The organism is Pararhizobium sp. DWP1-1-3 (assembly GCF_049896125.1).
Taxonomy (GTDB): domain Bacteria; phylum Pseudomonadota; class Alphaproteobacteria; order Rhizobiales; family Rhizobiaceae; genus Pararhizobium.
The window spans coordinates 188819-212827 of sequence record NZ_JAFCTR010000005.1 but is presented as its reverse complement, the minus strand read 5'-3'; the positions used below and the strand labels follow the sequence as shown (position 1 = coordinate 212827).

The window sequence follows — 24009 nt, the reverse complement described above, 5'->3', positions numbered from 1 at the left end:
GCGGCGGCCCGTTGCCGCCGCGCGTCACGGTCAGAGAGTATAGCCATGATCTCCTTTGTCCTGCGCCGCCTTGCGAGCGCCGTGCCGACGCTGTTTATCGTCGTCACGATTTCCTTCTTCCTGATGCGGTTCGCTCCTGGCGGTCCCTTCAATCTCGAGCGTCCGCTGCCGCCACAGACGATGGCGAACCTGATGGCGACGTACCATCTCGATCAGCCGCTCTGGAACCAGTACCTCACCTACATCGGCAATGCCGTCACCGGCGATTTCGGCCCCAGCTACATCTACAAGGACAACACCGTCGCCGAACTGATCGGCAAGGGTCTTCCCTATTCGATGGAGCTCGGGTTCTACGCGCTGCTTCTGGCCCTGGTCGGCGGCGTGCTTGCCGGCACGATCGCGGCGCTGCGGCAAAACAGTTTCCTCGATTTCCTGATCATGTCGGTCTCGACCGTCGGCGTCACCGTGCCGAACTTCGTCGTCGGCCCGGTCCTCACGCTCATCTTCGCCATCACGCTCGCTTGGCTTCCTGCCGGCAGTTGGGGCGATGGCTCGCTGCGCTTCCTGATCCTGCCGATGATCGCGCTTGCGCTGCCGCAACTTGCGGTTTTTGCGCGGCTGACGCGTGGCTCGATGATCGAGGCGCTGCACACCGATCATATCCGCACGGCGCGCGCCTATGGCCTGCCATCGCGCACGGTGGTCATTACGCACGCAATGCGCGCCGCCATGCTGCCGGTGGTATCCTATCTGGCGCCGGCGGCTGCGGCCCTGCTCACCGGCTCGGCCGTCGTCGAGACGATCTTCACCATTCCTGGCGTCGGCCGCTATTTCGTGCTCGGCGCAATCAACCGCGATTACACGCTGGTCATGGGCACCGTGGTGCTGATCGCCATCTTCGTCATCGTTTTCAATCTCCTGGTCGATATTCTCTACGGCCTTCTCGATCCGAGGGTTCGCCATGACTGATATCGTCACCACGGAACTGCCGCCGGAAACCGCCAGCAGAAGCCTGTTCCAGCTCGCCACCATGCGTTTTCGCCGCAACCGCGCCGCCATGGCTAGCTGCGTGACGCTTTTGCTAATCACCCTGTTTTCCTTCCTCGGCCCCTATTTCATCAGCCATACCTATGACCAGGTGTTTCCGTCCTACGTCTCGATCCCGCCAAGCTTCGAGCCCCGGCCGGATGCGTCCAGCCTGCAGGCGGTAATGGAGGGCGTTGCCGGACGGGCGCGTGTCGATCTGAAGGAGTTTGCCGTCGAAGGCCAGACCTTCACCGCCACCGTGACCTCCGACGCGCCGATCGATCCGCGCACCACACGCTATTTCGACCGGGCCAACGAATTCGACAGCACGCAAGTCGTCGCCACCGAAAACGATGGCAAGACGCTGAAGCTCGCGGGTAGCGTCTCGCGTGAATATTTCCTGTTCGGCACGGATTCGAACGGTCGCGACCTGATGGCCCGCGTCATGCTCGGCGGCCAGATCTCGATCGCCGTCGGCCTGCTCGCCAGCCTCGTTTCGCTGAGCATCGGCGTTCTCTACGGAGCGACTTCGGGCTATATCGGCGGCCGCGTCGACAATGTCATGATGCGGTTTGTCGAAATCCTCTATTCGCTGCCTTTCGTGTTCCTTGTCGTCGTCCTCGTCGTCTTCTTCGGACGCTCGTTCATCCTGATCTTCCTCGTCATCGGCGCGGTGGAATGGCTGGACATGGCCCGCATCGTACGCGGCCAGACATTGGCCCTGAAACGGCGTGAATTCATCGGCGCCGCGCAGGCCCTCGGGCTGACCGACTGGCAGATCATCCGCCGCCACATCATTCCGAACACCATCGGTCCGGTCGTGGTTTTCGTCACTGTCGTCGTGCCGAAGGTCATCCTGCTTGAAAGCTTCCTGTCCTTCCTCGGCCTTGGCGTCCAGGCGCCGCTGACGAGCTGGGGCGCGCTCATTGCCGAAGGTGCCAACAATATCCAGTCGGCACCCTGGCTCCTGATCTTCCCGGCGATCTTCTTCGTCCTCACCCTGTTCTCGCTCAATTTTGCCGGCGACGGCCTGCGCGATGCGCTCGACCCGAAGGACCGCTGACATGAACGATAAACAGGAAACAATTCTCGCCGTCCGCGACCTCAAGGTCACCTTCACGACGCCGGATGGCGACGTGCAGGCGGTCAAGGGCATCGATCTCGACATCAAGGCCGGCGCAACGCTGGCCGTGGTGGGCGAGAGCGGCTCCGGCAAGAGCCAGACGATGATGGGCATCATGGGCCTGCTGGCCGGCAACGGCCAGGTCACCGGCTCGGCAAAATATCGCGGCGAGGAACTGGTCGGGCTGCCGCTGAAGGCGCTCAACAAGGTGCGCGGCGCCAAGATCACCATGATCTTCCAGGAACCGATGACCTCGCTCGATCCTCTCTATACGATCGGTCGGCAGATCGCCGAACCGATCGTCCATCACCGGGGCGGCAACTTCAAACAGGCCCGCGCCCGCGTGCTGGAACTGCTTGAACTGGTCGGCATTCCCGATGCCAAGCGTCGCATCGACAGCTATCCGCACGAAATGTCCGGCGGCCAGCGCCAGCGCGTGATGATCGCCATGGCGCTCGCCAACGATCCCGACATCCTGATCGCCGACGAACCGACGACGGCGCTCGATGTCACCATCCAGGCGCAGATCCTCGATTTGTTGAATTCGCTGCAGGCCAAGTTCGGCATGGCGGTGGTGCTGATCACCCACGATCTCGGCATCGTCAAGCATTTCGCCAGCCGGGTCGCGGTCATGCGCCGGGGCGAAGTGGTCGAGACCGGAACGACGGCGGATATCTTCGAGCGTCCGCAGGCCGAGTACACCAAGATGCTGCTGGCCGCCGAGCCGCATGGCCGCAAACTTTCTCCCGGCGACAAGGCACCGATCATCCTCGAAGGCACGAATGTCGCGGTCGATTATGCCACCGGCGGCGGCCTGTTCGGCAGCTCGGCAGGCGTTTTCCGTGCCGTCGATGGCGTCAGCATCCGGTTGAGGGAAGGCCAGACCATCGGCATTGTCGGCGAATCCGGCTCCGGAAAATCGACGCTCGGCCGCGCCTTGCTGCGCCTGGTGCCGAGTACCGGCCGCTATCAGTTCGGATCGACCAATATTTCCGACTTCGGCCGCTCCGCCATGCGGCCGCTGCGCCGGCAGTTGCAACTGGTCTTCCAGGACCCCTACGGTTCGCTGTCACCGCGCCAGACGGTCGGTGAGATCATCACCGAGGGCCTCTATGTCCACGAGCCGCAACTGAGCCGGGCCGATCGCGACAAGCGGGCCATCGAGGCGCTCAAGGAAGTTCGTCTCGATCCGGCGGCGCGCAACCGCTATCCGCACGAATTCTCCGGCGGCCAGCGCCAGCGCATCGCCATCGCCCGTGCCATCATCCTGAAACCCAAGGTCGTCATTCTCGACGAACCGACCTCGGCGCTCGACCGCTCGGTCCAGGGTCAGGTCATCGACCTCCTGCGCGATCTGCAGAAGGCGCACGGGCTGTCCTACATCTTCATCAGTCACGATCTCTCGGTGATCAAGGCGATGTCGGATTATGTGGTCGTTATGAAGAACGGCAAGATCGTCGAGGAAGGCGATACCGACGCGATCTTCGAGGCGCCGCGCGAAAACTACACCCAGACCCTGATGAGCGCCGCGTTCACGGCGTGACGGTTTCTGGAATACCCTCTGTCCCTCCGGGATATCTGCCGCCAGCGGGGGAAAAGAATAATCTCCCCCCTTGAGGGGGAGATGTCGGCATCGCCGACAGAGGGGGGCGGAAACCACACGCATCAAGCTTACCCGTCTTACATCGATTTTCTCCACCAACCAATTTCGGTTCCGAAATTTATACGATAGTCTCCCCCCAAAGCCGGACGCGCAAGCGCCGGGCAACGGCATACCCGGAGTACGATCGTGACCAGCCCATCGCTTTACGAAATCCACGACCCGCGTTTCCGTTCGCTGATCGTCGGCAGCGCCGTTCTCGAAGAACTGTATTCCGGCTGCCGCTGGGCCGAGGGTCCGGTCTGGTTCGATGACGCGCAGCAGCTATTGTGGAGCGATATTCCCAACCAGCGCATGCTGCGCTGGGTGCCGGACGGCGGTGTCTCGGTCTATCGTTATCCCTCGAATTTTGCCAATGGCCACACGCGCGACCGGCAGGGGCGGCTGATCTCCTGCGAACACGGCACCCGCCGTGTCACCCGCACCGAGGCGGATGGCTCGATCACCGTGCTGGCCGACAGTTTTGAAGGCAAGCGGCTGAATTCGCCCAATGACGTCGTGGTGCGCTCCGATGGCAGCATCTGGTTCAGCGATCCGACCTACGGCATCCTGTCGGACTACGAGGGCTACAAGTCGGCGCCGGAACAGGACAAGCGCAGCATCTACCGGCTCGATCCGGTGACAGGTGCACTGACGGCGGCGGCCAGCGATTTCCTCCAGCCGAACGGCCTTGCGTTCTCGCCGGGCGAAACCAAGCTCTATGTCGCCGACAGCGGCACCAATCCGGACGATACGGCACCGGCCCATATCCGGGTCTATGATGTAGAAGGCACGCGTCTGACCAATTCCGGCATCTTCTGCCATCTCGATGAAGGCCGCCCGGATGGATTTCGCCTCGATACCAACGGCAATCTCTGGACCAGTGGTGGCCATGCGGTGCACTGTTTTGCCCCGGACGGGACGCTGCTCGGCAAGATCCGCATCCCGCAGGGCGTCTCCAACCTCACCTTTGGCGGTCCCCGCCGCAACCGGCTTTTCATCACCGCGACGCAGTCGGTCTATTCGATCTACGTGACGGCAACCGGCGCTCAACGGCCGTAAAGGCCGTCATTCCTTGATCTCGCCCCGGTGCTTCAGCTGCTGTTCGCGGAAGAAGATGAACAGGCCGGAGGCGATGATCAGTCCTGCGCCGACGACCACGGTCCAGCGCGGCGTATCGCCGAAGAACATCCAGCCGAACACCACCGCCCAGAACAGCAGCGTATATTGCAGCGGCACGACGGTTGCCGCATCCGCGAGCTTCAGCGAACGGCTGACCAGCAGATGGGCCATCATCGCGACGATGCCGAGCAGGCACAGCGCAAACAGCGCCTGCATATCCATCGGTGCCCAGCCGGCGGTATTGGCACCGACGCCAATTAGCGAAAAGATCAGCGCGCCGCTCAGCTGCCAGAAGATCAGCGTCGTATCCGGCGTCGAGCGCAAGGTCCGCCCGAGAAGCAGGGCGAAGGCAAAGGCAGCGCTGCCGACCAGGGCAATCAGCGCCGGCAGGGAAAAGCTCTTGGCAGAGGGCTCCAGCGCAACGATCACGCCGGCAAAGCCGATCAGGATCGCCGTCCACCGCCGCCAGCCGACTTTTTCGCCCAATAGAAACGGCGAGGCCGCAGCCACATAGATCGGCGCTGCCAGCCAATAGGTCATCGCATCGGCAAGCGGCATATAGGCGACGGCATAATAGAACGCGGACGCATCGACGGCGAACAGCAGCGAGCGCAGCGCATGCAGCCACGGCCGATCGACCTTAATCAGGCTGCGCCAGCCGCGCTTGATGAAAAACGGTGTCAGCACGACCAGCGCCGCGATGCTGCGGATCGTCATCAGCTGGGGAACGGAATAGGTCGAGACCAGCCATTTGCCCATGACGTCGTTGAGCGAAAACATCAGCATGCCAAGCAGCATGATCAGCACGCCGTTGCGCGCGGCGTTCGATGAGTGGGCGATAGATGTGGTTTCGGCGGTCATGACATCGGTTCCGGCAGACATGCGTCGCAGTCGCACATTCCGGCCGAACGATCCAGTCGCGAAAAGGCATATGTCCATCAACAATTGGAATGCCAGTCAGGTGCGGCCTTCTCGAGTACCTGCGGGCAAGCCAGTTCAATAGAAATTCTCTATCGCTAGATGCGACACGCCCGCTTGAACCAAAAGCAGAATTCGCTCAGAAGCCTCCAAACACCGTATTTTTAATCAGGTTTCTTCTATCGGCTGCGCGCCAGGGATCGCTGCGTTCATGGGCAAGACTGTTTTCATCGGCAAAGCCTCCAATGCTGCCGGCGGCTGGGGCGCGTTGAAGAGTTGCGGCAAGCGGCTTTTGGAAAGCGGCTCGCCGATTTCGGGTGCGCGTGCCCTGTTGAAGGCCAATCAGCCGGACGGTTTCGACTGCCCCGGCTGCGCCTGGGGTGACCCCGCGCACGGCTCCTCGTTCGAATTCTGCGAAAACGGCGTCAAGGCGGTGGCCTGGGAAGCCACCGACAAACGCACGCCGCCTGATTTCTTCGCTGCCCATAGCGTCGCGGCGCTCCAGTCCTGGAGCGACTACGAACTGGAACAGCAGGGCCGGCTCACCCATCCGATGCGCTATGATCGCGCAACCGACACCTATGTGCGCGTCAGCTGGGACGCTGCCTTTGCCGAGATCGGCGAAATCCTCAACAGCTTCGACACGCCGGACCGGGCAGAATTCTACACGTCCGGCCGCGCCTCCAACGAAGCGGCCTTCCTTTACCAGCTGTTCGTGCGGCTCTACGGCACCAACAATTTTCCCGATTGCTCCAACATGTGCCACGAGGCCAGCGGCATCGCCATGAAGCAGGCGATCGGGGTCGGCAAGGGCACGGTGCTTTTGGAGGACTTCGAAAAAGCCGACGCCATCTTCGTCATCGGCCAGAACCCCGGCACCAACCATCCGCGCATGCTGGGCGACCTGCGCCGGGCCGCTCAACGCGGCGCAAAAATTGTGGTGTTCAATCCCGTGCGCGAACGGGGGCTGGAACGGTTCGCCGATCCGCAGGACAAGCTGGAAATGCTGCGCGGCGGCTCGACCGAGATTGCCAGCGACTACTTCCAGCCGCAGCTGGGGGGCGACATGGCGGCTGTGCGCGGCATGGCCAAGGCCGTTTTTGCGGCTGATGATACAGCCCTTGCGGCCGGCGAGCCCCCGGTTCTGGATCGCGAATTCCTGGCGCAGCACACAACCGATTTCGAAGCCTATCGTACTGCCGTCGAAACGACCGGCTGGGGCGAGATCGAGGACCAGTCCGGCCTGACGCGCCTGGAGCTGGAGCGTGCGGCCGAAACCTATCTCGGCGCCGGGCGGGTGATCTGCACCTGGGCGATGGGCGTGACGCAGCACCGGCATTCGGTCATCACCATCCGCGAGATCGCCAATTTCATGATGCTGCGCGGCAATATCGGCAAGCCCGGCGCTGGTCTTTGCCCGGTGCGCGGCCATTCCAATGTCCAGGGCGACCGCACCGTCGGCATCAACGAAAAAGCGCCGGCAGCCTTTCTCGATGCGCTGGAAAAGGAATTCGATTTCAAGGCCCCGCGCAAGGAGGGCCACAACGTGCTCGCCGCCATCGGCGCCATGCTGGATGGATCGGCAAAGGCGTTTATCGGCCTTGGCGGCAATTTCGCCCGCGCCACACCGGACAGCCCGATCATCGCCAAGGCACTCTCCACGCAGAAGCTGACGGTGAATATCGCCACCAAGCTCAATCATTCGCACCTGATGCCGGGCGAGGTCAGCTTCATCCTGCCGTGCCTTGGCCGCACCGAGATCGACCGCAACTCGAAGGGCGTCAGCCAGATCGTCACCGTCGAGGATTCGATGAGCATGGTGCACGGCTCAGGTGGTATCAACAAACCGGCCTCGCCGGAACTGCGCTCCGAAGTCGCCATCATCGCCGGCATCGCGGCTGCGACCGTCGGGTCGACCAAGGTCGATTGGGAAGCCCTTGCCGATGATTACGATCTGATCCGCGATCATATCGCCAATGTCATTCCCGGCTTCGAAGATTACAACGCGCGCGTCCGCAAGCCGCGCGGTTTTCACCTGCGGAATGCCGCTTCCCATCGCGAATGGGAGACACCAGCAGGCCGCGCCGCCTTCTGGACCGGCCCGCTACCCACCGCCGTCGAGCATCAGGTCGCCCGTAGCCAGGATGCGGTCTTTGTGCTCCAGACTTTTCGCTCGCACGACCAGTACAACACGACGATCTACGGCATGAACGACCGTTATCGCGGGGTTTACGGCGAACGCAGCGTCATCTTCATCAACCCGGCCGACCTTGCCGAACTGGGTGCGAGAGCCGGTGACCGCGTCGATGTGATCGGCAAGCATCATGACGGCATTTCCCGCATCGCCAGCGATTTCCGGCTGGTGCCCTACGATATCCCACGCGGTTGCGTTGCCGGCTATTATCCGGAACTCAACGTGCTGGTGCCTCTGTCAAGCGCCGGTGATGAGAGCGATACGCCGACATCGAAATCGGTCCTCGTGTCGTTCCGCACCCAGGCTGCGGCCGCGAACGCCGCCTGATGACGGAACACGTTACAGAGGCAGAATTCCTGGCCCGCGTCGATGCGATGCGGGCGCAAGACCCGGTGCTTTCGCCGCTGACGGCGGGGATCGTGGCTGCTGTGTTCGTGGGGATCGCCACGGACAGCCGCACTTTCGCAAAGCTGTTCGGCATCGAACATGCCCTCGTTCTACGCGAGATCAACCAGCTGTCCGGCCCGGACGCGCCAGTCGAAATCACCCGCCGGGATGCCCGCACACAGCGCACATATCTCAAGCTTACGGTAAAAGGTGAGGCACTTTGCCGCCGCATCCCTTGACCTTGGCCAAAGGCTTGCTAAGTAAGGATCGACTCCGCAGTGCAGGGCATTTTCAACACGCCTGCTGAGCAAACCTGATACCGGGCCCCTCTGGCGAGAATTTACGGCGCTCTCGTGATGTCGGTATTACCCCGCAAATAAGCCGGCGGATTGTAAGCAAATGACACTCCATATCATGCGTTCCTCGCATGCCGTTCCAGGCATGTGGGATGTCTCCAGCTATTTGGCGCTCAGCCTCAACGGGGCGGAGGTGCGGCCATGACAACCGCTCCCCAGCCATCCACCCTCAGCTATTTCAAATGGTCCTTCATCGTCACCGCAGTGGGTCTTGCGCTCGGCGCCTGGCTCGGCTGGACGACCACGGGAACGATCGGCGGCATGGCCACGGTCTTCTTCATCTGTACGGTGCTTGCCGTGCTGGAAATCTCGCTGTCCTTCGACAACGCCATCGTCAACGCCAACAAGCTCAAGGAAATGACGCCGGTCTGGCAACAGCGGTTCCTGACCTGGGGCATCCTCATTGCCGTTTTCGGCATGCGGATCGTCTTCCCGCTGCTCATCGTCGTCATCGCCGCCCAGATCGGACCGATCGAAGCGCTGGTTCTGGCCGCAGCACGCCCGGAAGAATATGCCCGCATCATGAACGAGGCACATCTGCCGATCGCCGCGTTCGGCGGTACCTTCCTGATGATGGTCGGCCTGAAATTTTTCTTCGACCATGAGAAGGACGTGCACTGGATCCAGGTGCTTGAACGCAACATGTCCCGGTTCGCCTCGATCAAGGGCGTTGAAATCGCCTTCGTTCTGGCTGTGATCCTGATCTTCTCGTCGCTGCTTGAAGGCGAAGAATCCACCACGTTCGTCTATTGCGCCATCTACGGCCTTCTGACCTTCCTTGCAGTGGAAGTCGTCGGCGGCCTGCTCGACGCGTCGCAGCAAACGATGAATGCAGCGGCAAAGGGTGGTCTCGGCGCCTTCATCTATCTCGAAGTGCTGGACGCCAGCTTCTCCTTCGATGGCGTCATTGGCGCCTTCGCCCTGACGCAGAACCTCTTCGTCATCGCCATCGGCCTTGGCATCGGCGCCATGTATGTGCGCTCGATGACGATCATGCTGGTGGAAAAGGGCACGCTTGCCGAATACCGCTACCTGGAGCACGGCGCGTTCTACGCGATCCTGATCCTGTCGGTGATCATGTATGTCCAGACGCTCTTCCATATCCCGGAAGTCATCACCGGCCTTGGCGGTGCAGCGCTGATCGGCATCTCGCTCTGGTCGTCGATCAAACACAACCGCCGCGAACAACTGAGCGGCGCGCACTAACCAAACAGCACGCACAAACAGAGATGCCGTCCGTCAAAAGCGGGCGGCATTTTTATGTCTGGATGGCCGGAATCTCGAAGACGGAAATATCCTTCGCTTGACGCCGTCCGTTGTGAGGGCTCCAAATCCACTTACACATGGCCGTTGTATTGCCCGCGAAGGCGCCGGGGCCGCCAACCTCCGGACCTTATCCGCGAGGGACAATCGCGCCCCCGGAACGCAAAAAGCCCACCAGCGAGTGGTGGGCTTTGCGGAGTTCATGGCGATGGCTGAGTTCAGCCGCGCTTGACGGAATGGAAGTTCGCCGGGTTGATACCGAGCGTATAGAGGTCGCGGTCCAGCGGACGGCGGTTGCCCTCTACTGCTGCGGCAGCGGCCGTGGCCGCGCCAAAGATGGCAATGGCATTACCGAAAAAGCCTCGGGCAGATTTACGGGCACTCATCTCTTTGACTCACTTTCCTAAGTTGTTGTGTCTTGCTCGACGAGATGAATATGCGGTCTGCAACCCTTGTTTACAATGCACAGGAATTCATCCCAGCCATGCAAATAGCAAGGGCCCGGTTAACCCGTGAACTGCTCTCCAATTGTTGGCGTCCAACTTTCGGAGAGCAGTTCACTTGAGCCAACCGGGCCCTCGCGTGCGACGATCTTGGGAGGAACCGTCAGTCTTCGTTTGCGGCCAGCTGCGAGAGCACCTGGCCCCGACCGCGAGCCCGCAGGATCAGCGGCACGATCAAGGCGGCGGCGGCCACGGCAAGCAGCACGGCTGCAACCGGGGAAGTGAACAGCACCGTGACATCGCCCTGGCTGATCGCCAGCGCCCGGCGGAGCTGCTGCTCGGCCAGCGGTCCAAGGATCAGGCCGACGACGACGGGCGCGATCGGATAGCCGAAGATGCGCATGCCGTAACCGAGAACACCGAACGCCAGAAGCATGCCGAGTTCGAACACCGAAGGATTGGCGCCGATGGTGCCGAGTGTCGCAAACAACAGGATGCCGGCATAAAGCCACGGCTTCGGGATCGTCAGAAGCTTCACCCAGAGGCCGACCAGCGGCAGGTTGAGCACCAAAAGCATGAAGTTGGCGATCAGCAGCGACGCGATCAAACCCCAGACCAGCTCCGGATTGGTCGCAAACAACAGCGGACCGGGCTGCAGACCATATTGCTGGAAGCCGGCCAGCATGATCGCTGCGGTCGCGGTAGTCGGCAGGCCGAGTGTCAGCAGGGGCACGAGCGTACCGGCAGCCGAGGCATTGTTGGCCGCTTCCGGACCGGCGACGCCTTCGATGGCACCATGGCCGAACTCTTCCGGATGCTTCGACAGCCGTTTTTCTGTGGCATAGGAGAGGAACGTGCCGATTTCGGCACCTCCGGCCGGCATTGCGCCGATCGGGAACCCGATGGCCGTTCCGCGCAGCCAGGCCTTCCAGGAGCGCGCCCAGTCCTGGCCGGTCATCCAGACGGATCCCTTGACCGCCTCGATCTTGTCCGGCCCCTGATCGCCCTGTGCGGCGATGTAAAGCGATTCCCCGATGGCAAACATCGCGACCGCCAAGGTCGTCACTTCGATCCCGTCCAGAAGGTCGGGAACGCCGAAGCTCATGCGGGCCTGGCCGGTCAGCTGGTCGATGCCGATAATAGCCAGCGCGAAGCCGATGAACAGCGAAGTCAGACCGCGCAGCGTCGAATCGCCAAAGGCGGACGACACGGTGACGAAGGCGAGAACCATCAGAGCAAAATACTCGCGCGGACCGAAGACAAGCGCCAGCTTGACGACGAACGGCGCGATGAAGGCGAGGCCGAGCGTCGCGATCAGGCCGGCGACGAACGAGCCGATGGCGGCCGTTGCCAGCGCCGGTCCGCCACGCCCCTTGCGGGCCATCTTGTTGCCCTCGAGCGCCGTGACGATCGAGGCGCTTTCGCCGGGCGTGTTGAGAAGAATGGATGTGGTCGAGCCGCCGTACATGCCGCCGTAATAGATGCCGGCGAACATGATCAGCGAACCGCCCGGATCCAGCCGGTAGGTCACCGGCAAAAGCAGCGCCACGGTCAGCGCCGGGCCGATGCCCGGCAAGACGCCGACGGCGGTTCCAAGCGTCACGCCGATCAAGGCGTAGAACAGATTCATCGGCTGGGCGGCGACGACCATGCCGTGCAACAGGAAATCGAAAGTAGTCATGTCAGCGCCTTACCAAAACAGGTGTTCAAGCGGACCGGCGGGCAACGAAAGCTGCAGCAATCCGGCAAAGACCAGCCAGACGCCAAGACAGAGCACAATGCCGATCGGGATCGTGAACCAGAGCTTCCGCTTTCCGAACGCGGCTGCAGTTGCAGCGAACAAAAGCCCGGTGGCGATTGAGAAACCCAGCGGCTTCAGCGTCAGCATCTGCGCAGCCAGACCGCCGACGATCCAGATTACCGGGCCGAACTCCTGACGCTCGCGCGCCGGAAAATCTCCCCGCAGGGCCTCGAATACGGTCCACGCAGCCAACAATAAAAGCACGCTGGCGATCACGAAGGGAATGGTCGCCGGGCCGATACCGGAATAGCTGGTAATCTTGGCAAGCCGCGACGTATCCCAGAAGATCAGGCCGGCGAGACCGGCGAGGAAGACGGCAATGACAAGCGCCGCCCTGTCAGGGCGGCGTGTCTGCGTCAAAGGGGTGTTGCCCTTGCTCATTTAACCAGACCAATGTCCTTGAGGATGGTTTCGGTTGCCGAAACGTCCTTGGCCAACTGTTCCTTGAAGGCGTCGCCAGCAAGGTAGGTATCCGTCCAGCCCTTGGTCTTCAGGGTTTCCTGCCAGCCAGCGGACTTGGCAAGCTTTTCGACGTCAGCCGAAACAGCAGCCTTCTGCTCGTCGGTCAGGCCAGGAGCAGCAGCAACCATGCGCCAGTTCTGAACCACGACATCGAGGCCACCTTCCTTGATGGTCGGGGCGTCGATGCCGGGCAGGCGCTCTGGGCTCGACATGGCAAGCAGGCGAAGCGTGCCGGCCTTGATCTGCGATTCGAACTCGCCGTAACCGGAAATGCCGGCCGTGACCTGGCTGCCGAGAATGGCCGCAAGGGCTTCGCCGCCGCCGGAAAACGCGATGTAGTTGATCTTGGTCGGGTCAACGCCGGCTGCCTTGGCAATCAGGCCGACCGCGATATGGTCCGTACCGCCGGCCGAGCCGCCACCCCAGGAAACAGCGCCCGGATCCTTCTTCAGCGCTTCGACGAGGTCACCCATCGACTTCAGCGGCGAATCGGCCGGAACAACGATGGCCTCATATTCGCCGGTCAGGCGCGCAATCGGGGTTACGTCGTTGAGCGATACCGGCGACTTGTTGGTCAGGATGGCGCCGACCATGACGTAACCGCCGACGATCAGGGCATTGGCGTTGCCGGCCGACTGGCTGGCGAACTGTGCGAGGCCGATCGTGCCGCCGGCGCCCGGTACGTTCTGAACCTGAACGTTGCCGGAAATGCCTTCGGCTTGCATGACCGACTGGATCGAGCGGGCCGTCTGGTCCCAGCCGCCGCCCGGATTGGCCGGTGCGATGATGGTGTAGTCAGCGGCAACGGCCGGCAGGGCGAGAGCGCCGGCGAGAATGGATGCCAGAAAAAACTGTTTCAAAGGGTAGTCCTCCGTCAGGCGCGCTCGTTAGGCGGCGCGCATAGTGTTCATCTTTGCGGACGGGGATGGCTCACGGTCGAATCAGCTGCGGCAGCCTTTGTGGCTCGCCGTTACGCCGGGTCTGGTGAAACTCCTCCCATACGCCTCGATCATCCGCCTCCACGGATAATGAAGAACTGCAAGGCACCATATGAAGCTGACATTTACCTGACATCGGGTGGGACCTTGCCGCATTAATGTCCCTTAATTTTTGGTTTTCGTCTACTGCCGCCGCAAAACTTCGTTCCAGCGGGCAATCAGCCGCGCCCGCTTCACCTGATCGAGATAAACCATCAGTCCGGGGCTGACCGGAACCGGCTTCAATTGACCGCCGAGCATCTCGCGCATCGTGTTGGCAGTGTTGGCGCCTGCCACATCCGGGCTGACCGCAGGGATCTGCAATTCGCGCGCCATGATCGTCTGGCCTTCCTTGGACATGAAGAATTCCAGATAGCGGCGGCCGAGATCCGGCGTCGCTGCCGCCTGCGGCACCAGCCCGATGCGCGACATCACGACGGTGTAATCGCGGGGCAGCACGATGCCGACATCCGGATGGCGCGAGGCCCAATCGGCGGCGTAGGAACCGAGAATATTGTAGCCGAGCACGAAGCGGCCATCGGAGACGCGCTCCAGGATGGCCGAACTGGTGGAATAGAGTTTGACCCCGGCGGCCCCCATCGCCTGGATCACCGACCAGATATCGCCGAACTGTTCCTGATCGCGCGCCATGAACAGGAAACCGACGCCGGATCTCTCGATATCGTAGGTGCCGATCTTGCCGAACACCGCGCTGCCCTGACGCTTCAGATAATCGACGAACTCCGCCCGGGTCGAAGGCGGTTTCTCCTTGGTAAAACTCGGCTTGTGATAGACGAAGACCGCCGGTTCGAACGTCAGCGCATAGGCCGTGTTGCGCCAATTGGCCCAGGCCGGCCAGCGGCCGCTCATCGGCATGTCGCTGCGCTGGGCATAGCCGTCATTGCTGAGTTTCACCTGCAGGTCCATCGCCGACGAAAAGGCGAAATCCGCGGTCTTTTCGCCGGCATCGGTCTCCTTGACGATCCGGTCGTAGATCTCGCCGGTCAGCATATCCTCGTAGCGCACGGCCACATCTGGATTGGCCGCCTGGAAACCGATGATCATCGGCCGCGCCAAGGGTTCGTCGAGCGAGGAATAAACGACGACGGTCGGTGCCGCCGCATTGCCTGAGCGCGCCGGAAACAGCGTCAGCTGGGCGGCGGCCGTCGTTGAAAATCCACAGAGAAGACAGAGAAGGGGAAGGAAACGCATAAAACGATATTGCCGCAGCGTCGGCCCGTTCACAAGCGCCAGCACGCCCGATAGAGTGACGTCAGGGAGACAGCGGATTTGCGAATACTACTGGTCGAGGACAATACGGCGCTTTCGGAAGGACTTGTCGCGATCCTGCGCGGCAGCGGCTATGCCGTGGACGTCGTTCACGACGGCGCATCGGCCAATGCCGTGACTGCTACGGAAACCTTTGATCTCGTCATCCTCGATTTGAACCTGCCGGAAATGGACGGGCTGGACGTGCTGCGCTCGATGCGCGCACGGCAAAACAAGGCGGCGGTGCTGATCCTGACGGCGCGCGGCACGCAGGAAGAAAAGATCAAGGGGCTCGATCTCGGCGCCGACGACTACATGATCAAGCCGTTCGACATCAGCGAATTCGAGGCCCGCGTCCGCGTCCTCCTGCGCCGGCAGGCCGGCCTGCGCTCGTCGCTTGTCAGCTATGGCAAGATCTCGCTTGACCTCAATTCGCGCACCTTTTCGGCCGATGGCATCACAGTCGATATCCCGGCAAGGGAACTCGGCCTTTTAGAAATCCTGTTCATGCGCGCCGGCAAGGTGGTCGCCAAGGAGGCGATCATCCAGTCGTTGACGGCGTTTGATGACGATCTCAGTGCCAATGCCATCGAGCAATATGTCAGCCGGTTGCGCAAGCGCCTGGCGCCGCACGGGCTGACGGTACGCACCGCGCGCGGCATCGGCTATTATCTCGACAAGATGGCGGACGCCTGATGGCACGCCGTGCCTATTCCCTGCGCCGGGGGCTTTTGGCTTGGCTGCTGATCTCCACCGTCGTCATCGGCACCATCGCCCTGATCGACACCTATCGCGAGGCGGTGAAGACGGCGAACATCGTCTCCGACCGGGTTCTTGCCGGTTCGGCACTGGCGATTGCCGAAAGGGTCGTGGTCGCCGAAGACGGGTCCCTCGAAGTCGATATCCCCTATGTGGCGCTGGAAATGCTGACCTCGGCAGCACAGGACCGCGTCTTCTATCGGGTCGATGGGCCGCCGGGCCAGTTCATCACCGGCTACCAGAACCTGCCCTCGGTCGCCGATCTCAACGGCCAGTCCGCCGTCTATACAGACGCGCAGTTTCGCGGCGAACCGATCCGGGTGGCAGCCCTGGAGAGATCGGCGTCAACCGGCATCAACTCCGTGCCCTTCGTCGTCACCGTCGCGGAAACGACCATCGCCCGGCGGCAGCTGACGCAGGCGATTCTTCTGCGCTCGGCATTCCGGCTGATGATGATGATCCTTGGCGCCGCGATCATCGTCTGGATCGCGGTGACCTTTTCGCTGCGGCCGCTCTATAGGCTGGGCGATGCCATTGCCGAGCGCAGCCCCGACGATCTGCACCCGATCGATCAATCGGTGCCGAGCGAAGTCGAGGGACTGGTCGAAACGGTCAATTCCTTCATGGTGCGTCTGCAATCGGCGCTCGATGCACTGCGCCATTTTTCCGGCAATGCCAGCCATCAGTTGCGCACGCCGCTGGCGATCATCCGCACCCAGCTAGCGCTTTCCGCCCGCGCCACGACGCTGGAGGAGGCACAGGCCGCCGCCCGCAAGGGCGACGAGGCCGTCGCCCATGCCGAACGCATCCTGGCGCAATTGCTGCTGATGGCAAAGATCGACGCTGCCGGCTCGAAGGAGCCGCAGCCGCTCGAGATCATCGACCTGATGGCGCTGGCGCAGGAGATTACCGGCGACCGCGTGCCCGGCGCGGGTGAGGCCGGCATTGATCTCGGTTTCGAGGGCGAGGGCAAGGCGCTGATCCGGGCGGAACCGCTGCTGATCGGCGAACTGCTGCGCAACCTGATTGAAAACGCCATCGCCTATGCCGGCAAGGGGGCGGAGGTCACGGTCCGGGTCGAAACGGAAAAAGACGGCGTCCGGCTCGACGTAGAAGACAACGGCCCCGGCATCCCGCCGGAGAACCGGCAGGTCGTGCGCCAGCGTTTTGCCCGCGGCGGACGCGGGCAAGCACCGGGGATGGGGTTGGGACTTCCGATCGTCGAAGAAATCGCCGGACTGTTCGGCGGACATCTTGCGCTAGGTGAAGGGCCGGAGGGCAAAGGGCTGAAAGCCTCGGTGACATTCCCGGCCGCGATAGCTGGCCCGGCCGCTACATCTGCCTAGCGGTTGCGACCTGTCATGAGAGAGGTCGTTTCACGGGTCTGAACGAGAAGGATCGCGTTCCAGATCATCTGGACAAAACCGCGATCAGACGGGCTCGACAGCTTGCGCTGCGAAAACATGGTATGCTCCATTGGTTTGTTGCGAGGGTGAGATAGCACTCCGCCATGTATTTCGCCAGAGAGCGGAAAGCAAATCTGCCCTGCGCGGCAAGCATGGCAGATAATCTCGAAATTCATTCATGCGAAATACATTATGTTACAAGTAAATCCACTCAATATATAATTGCGCCTTCGCCGATAATTGCCTGATGAATCAATGGTTTGCTTACGAACCCCAAAACAGCGCCGTCGGCAGGTTGCTTCGCGCCTTTTGAGGGTTCGAAAGAGCCGGCTTCGCGTGTCTCCTGTGGAATAGCGGCGTCCCTTTCGCATCTGTCGTCGAAATGGCTTTTGGTTTTTTCCCATGCCATGCTGCGTCAAAATTGATGGGAGAAAATCATGACGGACCATTTCAGGGCACTGGTGATCGACGACCAAGATGGCAAACCGGTGGCCGGCTTTCGGGACTTGGCGCTTGCGGATCTGCCCGATCACGACGTGCTGGTCGAGGTCTTGTTCTCGACACTCAACTACAAGGATGGTCTCGCAATTTCCGGCAAGGGCCGCATCGCCCGCCGCCTGCCGATGGTGGCAGGCGTCGATCTTTCCGGCATCGTCGTCGAATCCCGTAATCCGGACTGGAAGACCGGTGACAAGGTTGTCGTCAATGGCTGGGGCATGTCGGAAACGGAATGGGGTGGCTACAGCCGGTTCCAGCGCCTGAAACCCGAATGGCTGACGCGCCTGCCGGATGCGTTCACGCTTGAAGAGAGCATGGCGATCGGCACCGCAGGTTACACGGCCGCCCTTGCGATCGAAGCGCTGGAAGCCTGGGGCAAGATCAAAGCGGATGCGCGCGAAATCCTGGTCACTGGTGCGGCCGGCGGCGTAGGCTCTGTCGCTATCACGCTGCTGGCAAAGCGCGGTTATAGGGTCACCGCATCCACCGGCCGGCCGGAAACCCGCGATTATCTGTCGGCCCTCGGCGCGACCGGTTTCATCGACCGGGCCGAACTTGCCGCAAAGGGCGCAGCACTTCAGAAGGAGCGCTGGGCAGGCGCCATCGACTCCGTCGGATCCACGACGCTGGCCAATGTTCTGGCGCAGACCGTCCAGAGTGGCGCTGTTGCTGCCTGTGGCCTCGCCGGCGGCGCCGATCTGCCTGCAACCGTCATGCCGCACATCCTGCGCGGCGTCGCGTTGCTCGGGATCAATTCGGTGACGGCACCACACACCGAGCGCGACAGGGCCTGGGCCATTCTGGCGGAAAGCCTCGACCGCCGGCAGCTTGCGGCGATGACGACGGTCGAGCCGCTGTCGCGCCTGCCGCAGCTTGCAGAAGACATCGTCGCTGGAAAAATCCGTGGCCGCGTCGTCATCGACGTCACGAAATAGGCCAGCGCTCAGGGGATAAGTCCACCGCAGCCGGGGAGCGTGTCATGACCAGCCAGCCCGTACCCGAAGCCGTCGCCGAAGCGCTCGGGCGGTATCCCGAGCCGATCAGACTACGGCTGCTGCAGATCCGTGACCTCATCCTTGCCGTGGCAGCCGAAACCCAAGGTGTCGGCCAGCTGACCGAAACGCTGAAATGGGGCGAACCGGCCTATCTGACCGAAGCCAGCAGAAGCGGCACGACCCTCCGTCTGGGCGTGTCCAAGTCGGCGTCCGATCACTGCGCTGTGTTCGTCAGCTGCCAGACCACTCTGATCGCCACTTTTCGTGCGCATTTTGCCCATGACTTTGCCTTCGAGGGCCAGCGCGCGCTCCTCGTTCCGGCAACAGGCCCTTTGCCCCGGGAACCGCTGGCGCTCTGCCTGCGCGCAGCGCTGACGTATCATCGGCAGAAGGCGAAACGGAAAATCCAGCCGGCCTGACCACGCCCGCCACTTGCGTGGCAGGCGATCACGCGATGGTTTCCCGTAAAGCGGAATGCCGGGTTCGGACCTTACCGCATCGTGTAGACGTCGATGGTGAAGTATTTGTCGTTGATCGTCTTGTAGGTGCCGTCGGCACGAATGTCGGCAAGTGCCTTGTTAAGCTTTTCGCGAAGATCGTTGTCGTCCTGGCGAAGGGCGATCCCGACGCCGTCGCCGACGAATTTCGGGTCGGTGATCGGTTCGCCGATCAACTCGCAGCATTTGCCGTCATTGTTCTTGCTGACCCAGTCCAGCATCGGCAGCATGTCGCCGACTTCCATGTCGAGGCGGCTATTGGCCATGTCGAGATTGGCTTCGTCCTGCGTCGGGTAGAGCTTGATCTCCGCATCGGGATAGACGGACGCAATATATTCGGCCTGTGTGGTGCCGGACTGCGCGCCGATGACCTTGCCCTTCAGCGCCTCATTGGTGAATGCGGTGATACCGGCACCCTTTGCCGCAACATGGGTCATGGCCGCCATGTAATAGGGATCGCTGAAGGAGACCTGCTTCTTGCGCTCTTCGGTGATGAACATCGAGGCGATGATCATGTCGTATTTCTTGGCGATCAGTCCGGGAATGATGCCATCCCAGTCCTGCGCCACCACTTCGCATTCGACCTGCATCTTGGCGCACAGCGCCAGACCGATATCGACATCAAAGCCACCGATCTTGCCGGCGGTATCGACGAAATTGAAGGGAGGATAAGCGCCCTCCGTACCGATTCTGAGCTTCTCGGCAGCATTGGCAGGCGTCATGGAAAAGGCAGCGGCACAGGCAAAAGCCAGTGCGATCATATGTTTTTTCATGTGTTCAGTTCCCTTTTTGCGCACCGTTTGCCGGTGCTTGATGGAAACTCTATGCCTGAAATGTACATAAACGAAATAGATAGAGACAATAGCCGGTATAAATCCGCTTGATCGGCAAATTGGAAAACCGTGATGGAAAAGCGCTAGAACGTCGGTGGCGTGTTGATCCACAGAAGCACCGTCTCGCCGTCATGGCGGTTCGACCAGGCGTGGTGACGGCGGCTGTTGAAATAGAGGGAATCGCCGGGGTTCAGATCGTGAAACTGATCGGAATCCAGCACGAATTCCACCCGGCCGGAAAGCACATAGACGAATTCCTCGCCCTCGTGCTTGTAGGCACCCTCGCTGGAAGCGCCCGGCTCGAGAACGAAACGATGGCAATCCATCTGGTTGCGGCCCTCGGCCAGCAGTTGCACCGTCAGACCCGGCGTCGTGCGCGGCCATGTCCGCCATTCACCGGCGCGCACCAGCGCCCGCACGTCCGGCTCGTCTTCGCCGGACAGGCTCGAAACTGTCGTCGAAAAATATTCGGCAAGATTATGCAGGACAGCGACAGAAACCCCCTGCGAGGTCCGCTCCAGCGTCGAAAGAACCGAGGCTGCGATCCCGACATCGCCAGCCACCTGCTCCAGCGTCTTGCCGGCGGCGTGGCGCAGGCTCCTGAGCTTGCGGCCGACCTGTGATTGCGGGGCTGCATCGCCGTTGGCGGGCTGGCCAGCATCGTCGAGCTCACTCGCCTCCAATTCCAGCGCCTCGCGGATCGCAGCAGGGTTGAGACCGCGTTCGGCGCGAAACCACGAAATCCGCTTCAGCTGGGCAACATCGCCCTCGCTATATTGCCGGTGCCCGGTAACGGACCGGTCCGGCACAACCAGTCCTTGCGTCTCCCAAAGGCGTAAGGTCGATGCTGAGACGCCGGCAAGCCGTGCGGCTTCCGCGACCTTGTAGCGTATCTTCATGGCATCACTCATAAGCCGTCCTGTGACATCTTCAAGCCATCCATGCGCACCGTTCCCACTCTGAAACATACCTGGCGCGCAGCGTCACCTGTTTTGGCGGCACAAAACCGCGCGATCCCGTCTCGCGGGCAGGAAATCCATTCCGGGCGCTGCTGCTCAAATCACAAAATTTGATTTGCAAACCTACAGAAAAAATATAGGATTTCCGCGAAATCTGCAACCGAAAACGCTCCACGCAACATCAGGATGATACCCGTGACAAGTTTGACCGATCGCAAGAACGCAGCCATTTCCCGCGGTGTCGGCATGACCACGCAGATCTATGCGGATCGTGCCGAGAATTCCGAAATCTGGGACAAGGAAGGCAATCGTTACATCGATTTCGCCGCCGGTATCGCCGTCGTCAACACCGGCCACCGCCATCCGCGCGTCATCGAAGCCGTCAAGAAGCAACTCGACCGCTTCACCCACACCTGCCACCAGGTCGTGCCTTACGAAAACTATGTCGAGCTAGCCGAGCGGTTGAATGCCATCCTGCCGGGTGATTTCGCCAAGAAGACGATTTTCGTCACCACCGGTGCGGAAGCCGTCGAGAACGCCGTGAAGATCGCCCGTGCCGCAACCGGCCGCCAGGCTGTCGTCGCTTTCGGTGGCGGCTTTCACGGCCGCACTTTCATGGGCATGGCGCTGACCGGCAAGGTCGTGCCCTACAAGGTCGGCTTCGGCGCCATGCCGGCCGACGTCTTCCATGTGCCCTTCCCGGTCGAACTGCAAGGCGTATCCGCCGACCAGTCGCTGGCTGCCCTGAAGCGCCTTTTTGCCGCCGACGTCGATCCGAACCGGGTCGCCGCCATCATCATCGAGCCTGTGCAGGGCGAAGGCGGCTTCTATCCGGTGCCGACCTCCTTCATCAAGGCGATCCGCGACATCTGCGACCAGCACGGTATCCTTCTGATCGCCGACGAAGTGCAGACCGGCTTTGCCCGCACCGGCAAGCTGTTTGCCATGGAACATCACGGCGTTGCGGCCGACCTCGTGACGATGGCCAAGGGTCTTGGCGGCGGTTTCCCGATCGCCGCCGTGACCGGCCGCGCCGAGGTCATGGACGCTCCGGGCCCCGGTGGCCTCGGCGGCACCTATGCGGGTAACCCGATCGGCGTTGCCGCTGCCCATGCCGTTCTCGACATCATCGAAGACGAGAAGCTGTGCGAGCGCGCCGAACAACTGGGCGGCCGCCTGAAACAGCGCCTCGCTGCCATTGCCGAGCAGGTCCCGGAAATCGTCGATATCCGTGGTCCGGGCTTCATGAATGCAGTCGAGTTCAACGACGTGAAGACCAATCTGCCAAGCGCCGATTTCGCCAACCGCGTCCGTCTGATGGCGCTTGAGAAGGGCCTGATCCTGCTCACCTGCGGCGTGCACGGCAACGTCATCCGCTTCCTCGCGCCGATCACCATTCAGGACAATATCTTCGCCGAAGCGATGGACATTCTGGAAGCCTCGATCCTGGAAGCCCGCGCCTGATTTCAGGCAATGCTGGCACGGCATATCCTATCGGGCAGCAGCGCCACGCTGCCCGATGGACCCGGCTGCTGTTATCGGCTACCGGCATTGTTCCCGCGACGAAACATGCCGCCCTGCGTCGCTGCGCAGACTGCCAGAAAGGATCTCCGATGACCTTTACCGAGACCTTGATCGCCCATGTCAGGGATCCGCATTTGCTCGGCCTGGTGAACGCGCCCTGGGCGCCTGCGGCAAAGACCTTCGACGTCCACAACCCATCGAACGGCGCCCTGCTCGCCACCCTGCCCGATATGGGTGTGGTGGAAACCCGCACGGCGATCGATGATGCCTATGCGGCGCAATTTCCATGGGCCGAGCGCCCGGCCGGCGATCGCAGCACGATCCTGCGCCGCTGGCACGATCTGGTCATTGCCCATATAGACGATCTCGCCGCGATCCTGACTGCCGAGATGGGCAAGCCGCTCAACGAAGCCCGCTCCGAAGTGCAGCATGCCGCCGCCTATATCGAATGGTATGCGGAGGAGGCCAAGCGCGTCTACGGCGAGACCATCCCTGCGCCTTCGACCGACCGCCGCATGATGGTGATCAAGCAGCCGGTAGGCGTGGTCGGCACGATCACCCCCTGGAATTTCCCGGCATCGATGGTCGCGCGTAAAATCGCACCGGCGCTGGCGGTCGGCTGCACGATCATCCTCAAGCCTGCCGAACAGACGCCGCTGGTGGCTTTGGCCATGCACGCGCTGGCTATCCGCGCGGGCTTTCCCAAGGGCGTCTTCAACCTCGTGCTTGCCTCGGAAGGCGATGCGATCGGCCGCGAGCTCTGCACCAATTCGAGGGTGCGAAAAATCAGCTTCACCGGCTCGACCGAAGTCGGCCGCATCCTGATGCGGCAATGCTCCGACCAGATCAAGAAAGTCAGCCTCGAACTCGGCGGCAGCGCACCGTTCATCGTCTTTGACGATGCCGATATCGACGCGGCCGTCGATGGCGCCATCCAGGCCAAATTCCGCAATGCCGGGCAGACCTGCACCTCGGCCAACCGCATTTATGTCCAGAGCCGGGTCCATGACGAATTCACCACCAAGCTGGCGGCGGAAGTCGCCAAATTGAAGGTGGGCGACGGCTTTTCCAAGGGCGTCACCATCGGCCCGCTGATCGATAGCCGGGCAATCGAGAAGGTCGAAGCCCATGTCAACGACGCCATCGGCAAGGGCGCAAAGCTTCTCTGCGGCGGAAAGCGGGTTTCCGGCGCCTTCTTCGAACCAACCGTGCTTTCAAACGTCGGCAAGGGCATGCTGGTCGCCTGCGACGAAACCTTCGGCCCCGTTGCCCCGATCATCCGGTTCGAGACGATGGAAGACGTCATCCTGCAGGCGAACGACACCATCTACGGCCTTGCCGCCTACTTCTACGCGACGGAGCTGAAAAAGGTCTGGCGCGTCGCCGAAGCATTGGAATACGGCATGATCGGCATCAATACCGGCCGCATGTCCTCCGAAGCCGCCCCCTTCGGCGGCCTCAAACAGTCCGGCATCGGCCGCGAAGGCTCCCGCCACGGCGCCGAGGATTATCTAGAGATGAAATATCTCTGCATGGGGAATATTTGAGGCGGCGGCTA

Annotated in this window: 22 protein-coding genes; 13 read left to right on the top strand and 9 right to left on the bottom strand. The window is 61.8% G+C overall.

Translation table 11 applies throughout. The features are described from left to right. The first annotated feature begins 45 nt into the window (after positions 1-45). From oppB to ACP7BS_RS13700, 4 genes are all read left to right on the top strand, one after another. The gene (gene oppB / locus ACP7BS_RS13715; protein ID WP_426125794.1) at positions 46-969 is read left to right on the top strand and encodes an oligopeptide ABC transporter permease OppB; all 924 of its coding nucleotides are present in this window, start codon (positions 46-48) and stop codon (positions 967-969) included. Further along, the gene (locus ACP7BS_RS13710) at positions 962-2089 is read left to right on the top strand and encodes an ABC transporter permease (protein ID WP_426238540.1); all 1128 of its coding nucleotides are present in this window, start codon (positions 962-964) and stop codon (positions 2087-2089) included. The genes oppB and ACP7BS_RS13710 overlap by 8 nt, the downstream gene beginning before the upstream one ends. A gap of 1 nt (position 2090) precedes the next feature. After that, positions 2091-3692, top strand: a complete 1602-nt coding sequence (locus ACP7BS_RS13705) for an ABC transporter ATP-binding protein (protein ID WP_426238539.1) — start codon at positions 2091-2093, stop codon at positions 3690-3692. A gap of 246 nt (positions 3693-3938) precedes the next feature. Beyond that, positions 3939-4850 carry an SMP-30/gluconolactonase/LRE family protein gene (locus ACP7BS_RS13700; protein WP_426238538.1) on the top strand — a complete coding sequence of 304 codons (912 nt, stop codon included), beginning with the start codon at positions 3939-3941 and terminating at the stop codon, positions 4848-4850. A gap of 6 nt (positions 4851-4856) precedes the next feature. Here ACP7BS_RS13700 and ACP7BS_RS13695 read toward each other — a convergent pair whose 3' ends face one another. After that, positions 4857-5771: a DMT family transporter gene (locus ACP7BS_RS13695; protein WP_426238537.1), complete on the bottom strand. Its 915-nt coding sequence runs from the start codon at positions 5769-5771 to the stop codon at positions 4857-4859. 268 nt (positions 5772-6039) lie between these two features. Here ACP7BS_RS13695 and ACP7BS_RS13690 point away from each other — a divergent pair, with 268 nt between their 5' ends. From ACP7BS_RS13690 to ACP7BS_RS13680, 3 genes are all read left to right on the top strand, one after another. Beyond that, the gene (locus ACP7BS_RS13690; protein WP_426238536.1) at positions 6040-8349 is read left to right on the top strand and encodes an FdhF/YdeP family oxidoreductase; all 2310 of its coding nucleotides are present in this window, start codon (positions 6040-6042) and stop codon (positions 8347-8349) included. Beyond that, complete coding sequence (locus tag ACP7BS_RS13685; protein WP_426238535.1) at positions 8349-8648, top strand: hypothetical protein; 300 nt, start codon at positions 8349-8351, stop codon at positions 8646-8648. The genes ACP7BS_RS13690 and ACP7BS_RS13685 overlap by 1 nt, the downstream gene beginning before the upstream one ends. A 258-nt stretch (positions 8649-8906) precedes the next feature. After that, a complete protein-coding gene (locus tag ACP7BS_RS13680; RefSeq protein WP_426231332.1) occupies positions 8907-9971 on the top strand; it encodes a DUF475 domain-containing protein in 1065 nt (354 codons plus the stop codon). A 275-nt stretch (positions 9972-10246) separates the two neighbouring features. On the opposite strand, the gene ACP7BS_RS13675 is transcribed toward ACP7BS_RS13680, so the two are convergent. From ACP7BS_RS13675 to ACP7BS_RS13655, 5 genes are all read right to left on the bottom strand, one after another. Beyond that, entirely contained in the window at positions 10247-10414 is a 168-nt protein-coding gene (locus ACP7BS_RS13675) for a hypothetical protein (protein WP_318414815.1), read from the bottom strand. A 220-nt stretch (positions 10415-10634) separates the two neighbouring features. Next, positions 10635-12152: a tripartite tricarboxylate transporter permease gene (locus tag ACP7BS_RS13670; RefSeq protein ID WP_426231333.1), complete on the bottom strand. Its 1518-nt coding sequence runs from the start codon at positions 12150-12152 to the stop codon at positions 10635-10637. Positions 12153-12161: 9 nt separating this feature from the next. Continuing rightward, positions 12162-12653: a tripartite tricarboxylate transporter TctB family protein gene (locus ACP7BS_RS13665; protein WP_426238534.1), complete on the bottom strand. Its 492-nt coding sequence runs from the start codon at positions 12651-12653 to the stop codon at positions 12162-12164. Continuing rightward, positions 12650-13594 (bottom strand): Bug family tripartite tricarboxylate transporter substrate binding protein, encoded by a 945-nt coding sequence (locus ACP7BS_RS13660; RefSeq protein WP_426238533.1) that lies wholly within the window; start codon positions 13592-13594, stop codon positions 12650-12652. The genes ACP7BS_RS13665 and ACP7BS_RS13660 overlap by 4 nt, the downstream gene beginning before the upstream one ends. A gap of 261 nt (positions 13595-13855) precedes the next feature. After that, a complete protein-coding gene (locus ACP7BS_RS13655) occupies positions 13856-14923 on the bottom strand; it encodes an ABC transporter substrate-binding protein (RefSeq protein WP_426238532.1) in 1068 nt (355 codons plus the stop codon). A 78-nt stretch (positions 14924-15001) separates the two neighbouring features. Between ACP7BS_RS13655 and ACP7BS_RS13650 the strand changes: the two genes are divergently transcribed. Together ACP7BS_RS13650 and ACP7BS_RS13645 are read left to right on the top strand one after the other, a co-directional pair. After that, positions 15002-15676, top strand: coding sequence for a response regulator (locus ACP7BS_RS13650; protein ID WP_113313392.1), 675 nt, complete (start codon positions 15002-15004; stop codon positions 15674-15676). After that, complete coding sequence (locus ACP7BS_RS13645; protein WP_426238531.1) at positions 15676-17085, top strand: sensor histidine kinase; 1410 nt, start codon at positions 15676-15678, stop codon at positions 17083-17085. Before ACP7BS_RS13650 ends, ACP7BS_RS13645 begins: the two co-directional genes overlap by 1 nt. Here the strand turns inward: ACP7BS_RS13645 and ACP7BS_RS13640 are convergent. Beyond that, positions 17082-17204 (bottom strand): hypothetical protein, encoded by a 123-nt coding sequence (locus ACP7BS_RS13640; protein ID WP_274534236.1) that lies wholly within the window; start codon positions 17202-17204, stop codon positions 17082-17084. The two genes, ACP7BS_RS13645 and ACP7BS_RS13640, sit on opposite strands and share 4 nt — an antisense overlap. A 378-nt stretch (positions 17205-17582) precedes the next feature. On the opposite strand from ACP7BS_RS13640, the gene ACP7BS_RS13635 reads away from it, so the two are divergent. Together ACP7BS_RS13635 and ACP7BS_RS13630 are read left to right on the top strand one after the other, a co-directional pair. After that, the gene (locus ACP7BS_RS13635) at positions 17583-18578 is read left to right on the top strand and encodes an MDR family oxidoreductase (RefSeq protein ID WP_426238530.1); all 996 of its coding nucleotides are present in this window, start codon (positions 17583-17585) and stop codon (positions 18576-18578) included. A 44-nt stretch (positions 18579-18622) separates the two neighbouring features. Beyond that, on the top strand, positions 18623-19057 hold the full coding sequence (locus ACP7BS_RS13630; protein WP_426238529.1) for a DUF1801 domain-containing protein: 435 nt from the start codon (positions 18623-18625) through the stop codon (positions 19055-19057). A 71-nt stretch (positions 19058-19128) separates the two neighbouring features. Here the strand turns inward: ACP7BS_RS13630 and ACP7BS_RS13625 are convergent, their stop codons facing one another. After that, a complete protein-coding gene (locus ACP7BS_RS13625) occupies positions 19129-19908 on the bottom strand; it encodes an ABC transporter substrate-binding protein (RefSeq protein ID WP_426238528.1) in 780 nt (259 codons plus the stop codon). Between the two features lie 143 nt (positions 19909-20051). Further along, complete coding sequence (locus tag ACP7BS_RS13620) at positions 20052-20879, bottom strand: cupin domain-containing protein (protein ID WP_426238527.1); 828 nt, start codon at positions 20877-20879, stop codon at positions 20052-20054. Between the two features lie 243 nt (positions 20880-21122). On the opposite strand from ACP7BS_RS13620, the gene ACP7BS_RS13615 reads away from it, so the two are divergent. After that, positions 21123-22391, top strand: coding sequence for a 4-aminobutyrate--2-oxoglutarate transaminase (locus ACP7BS_RS13615; RefSeq protein ID WP_426238526.1), 1269 nt, complete (start codon positions 21123-21125; stop codon positions 22389-22391). Positions 22392-22540: 149 nt separating this feature from the next. Then, complete coding sequence (locus tag ACP7BS_RS13610; protein ID WP_426238525.1) at positions 22541-23998, top strand: NAD-dependent succinate-semialdehyde dehydrogenase; 1458 nt, start codon at positions 22541-22543, stop codon at positions 23996-23998. Positions 23999-24009: the final 11 nt, after the last annotated feature.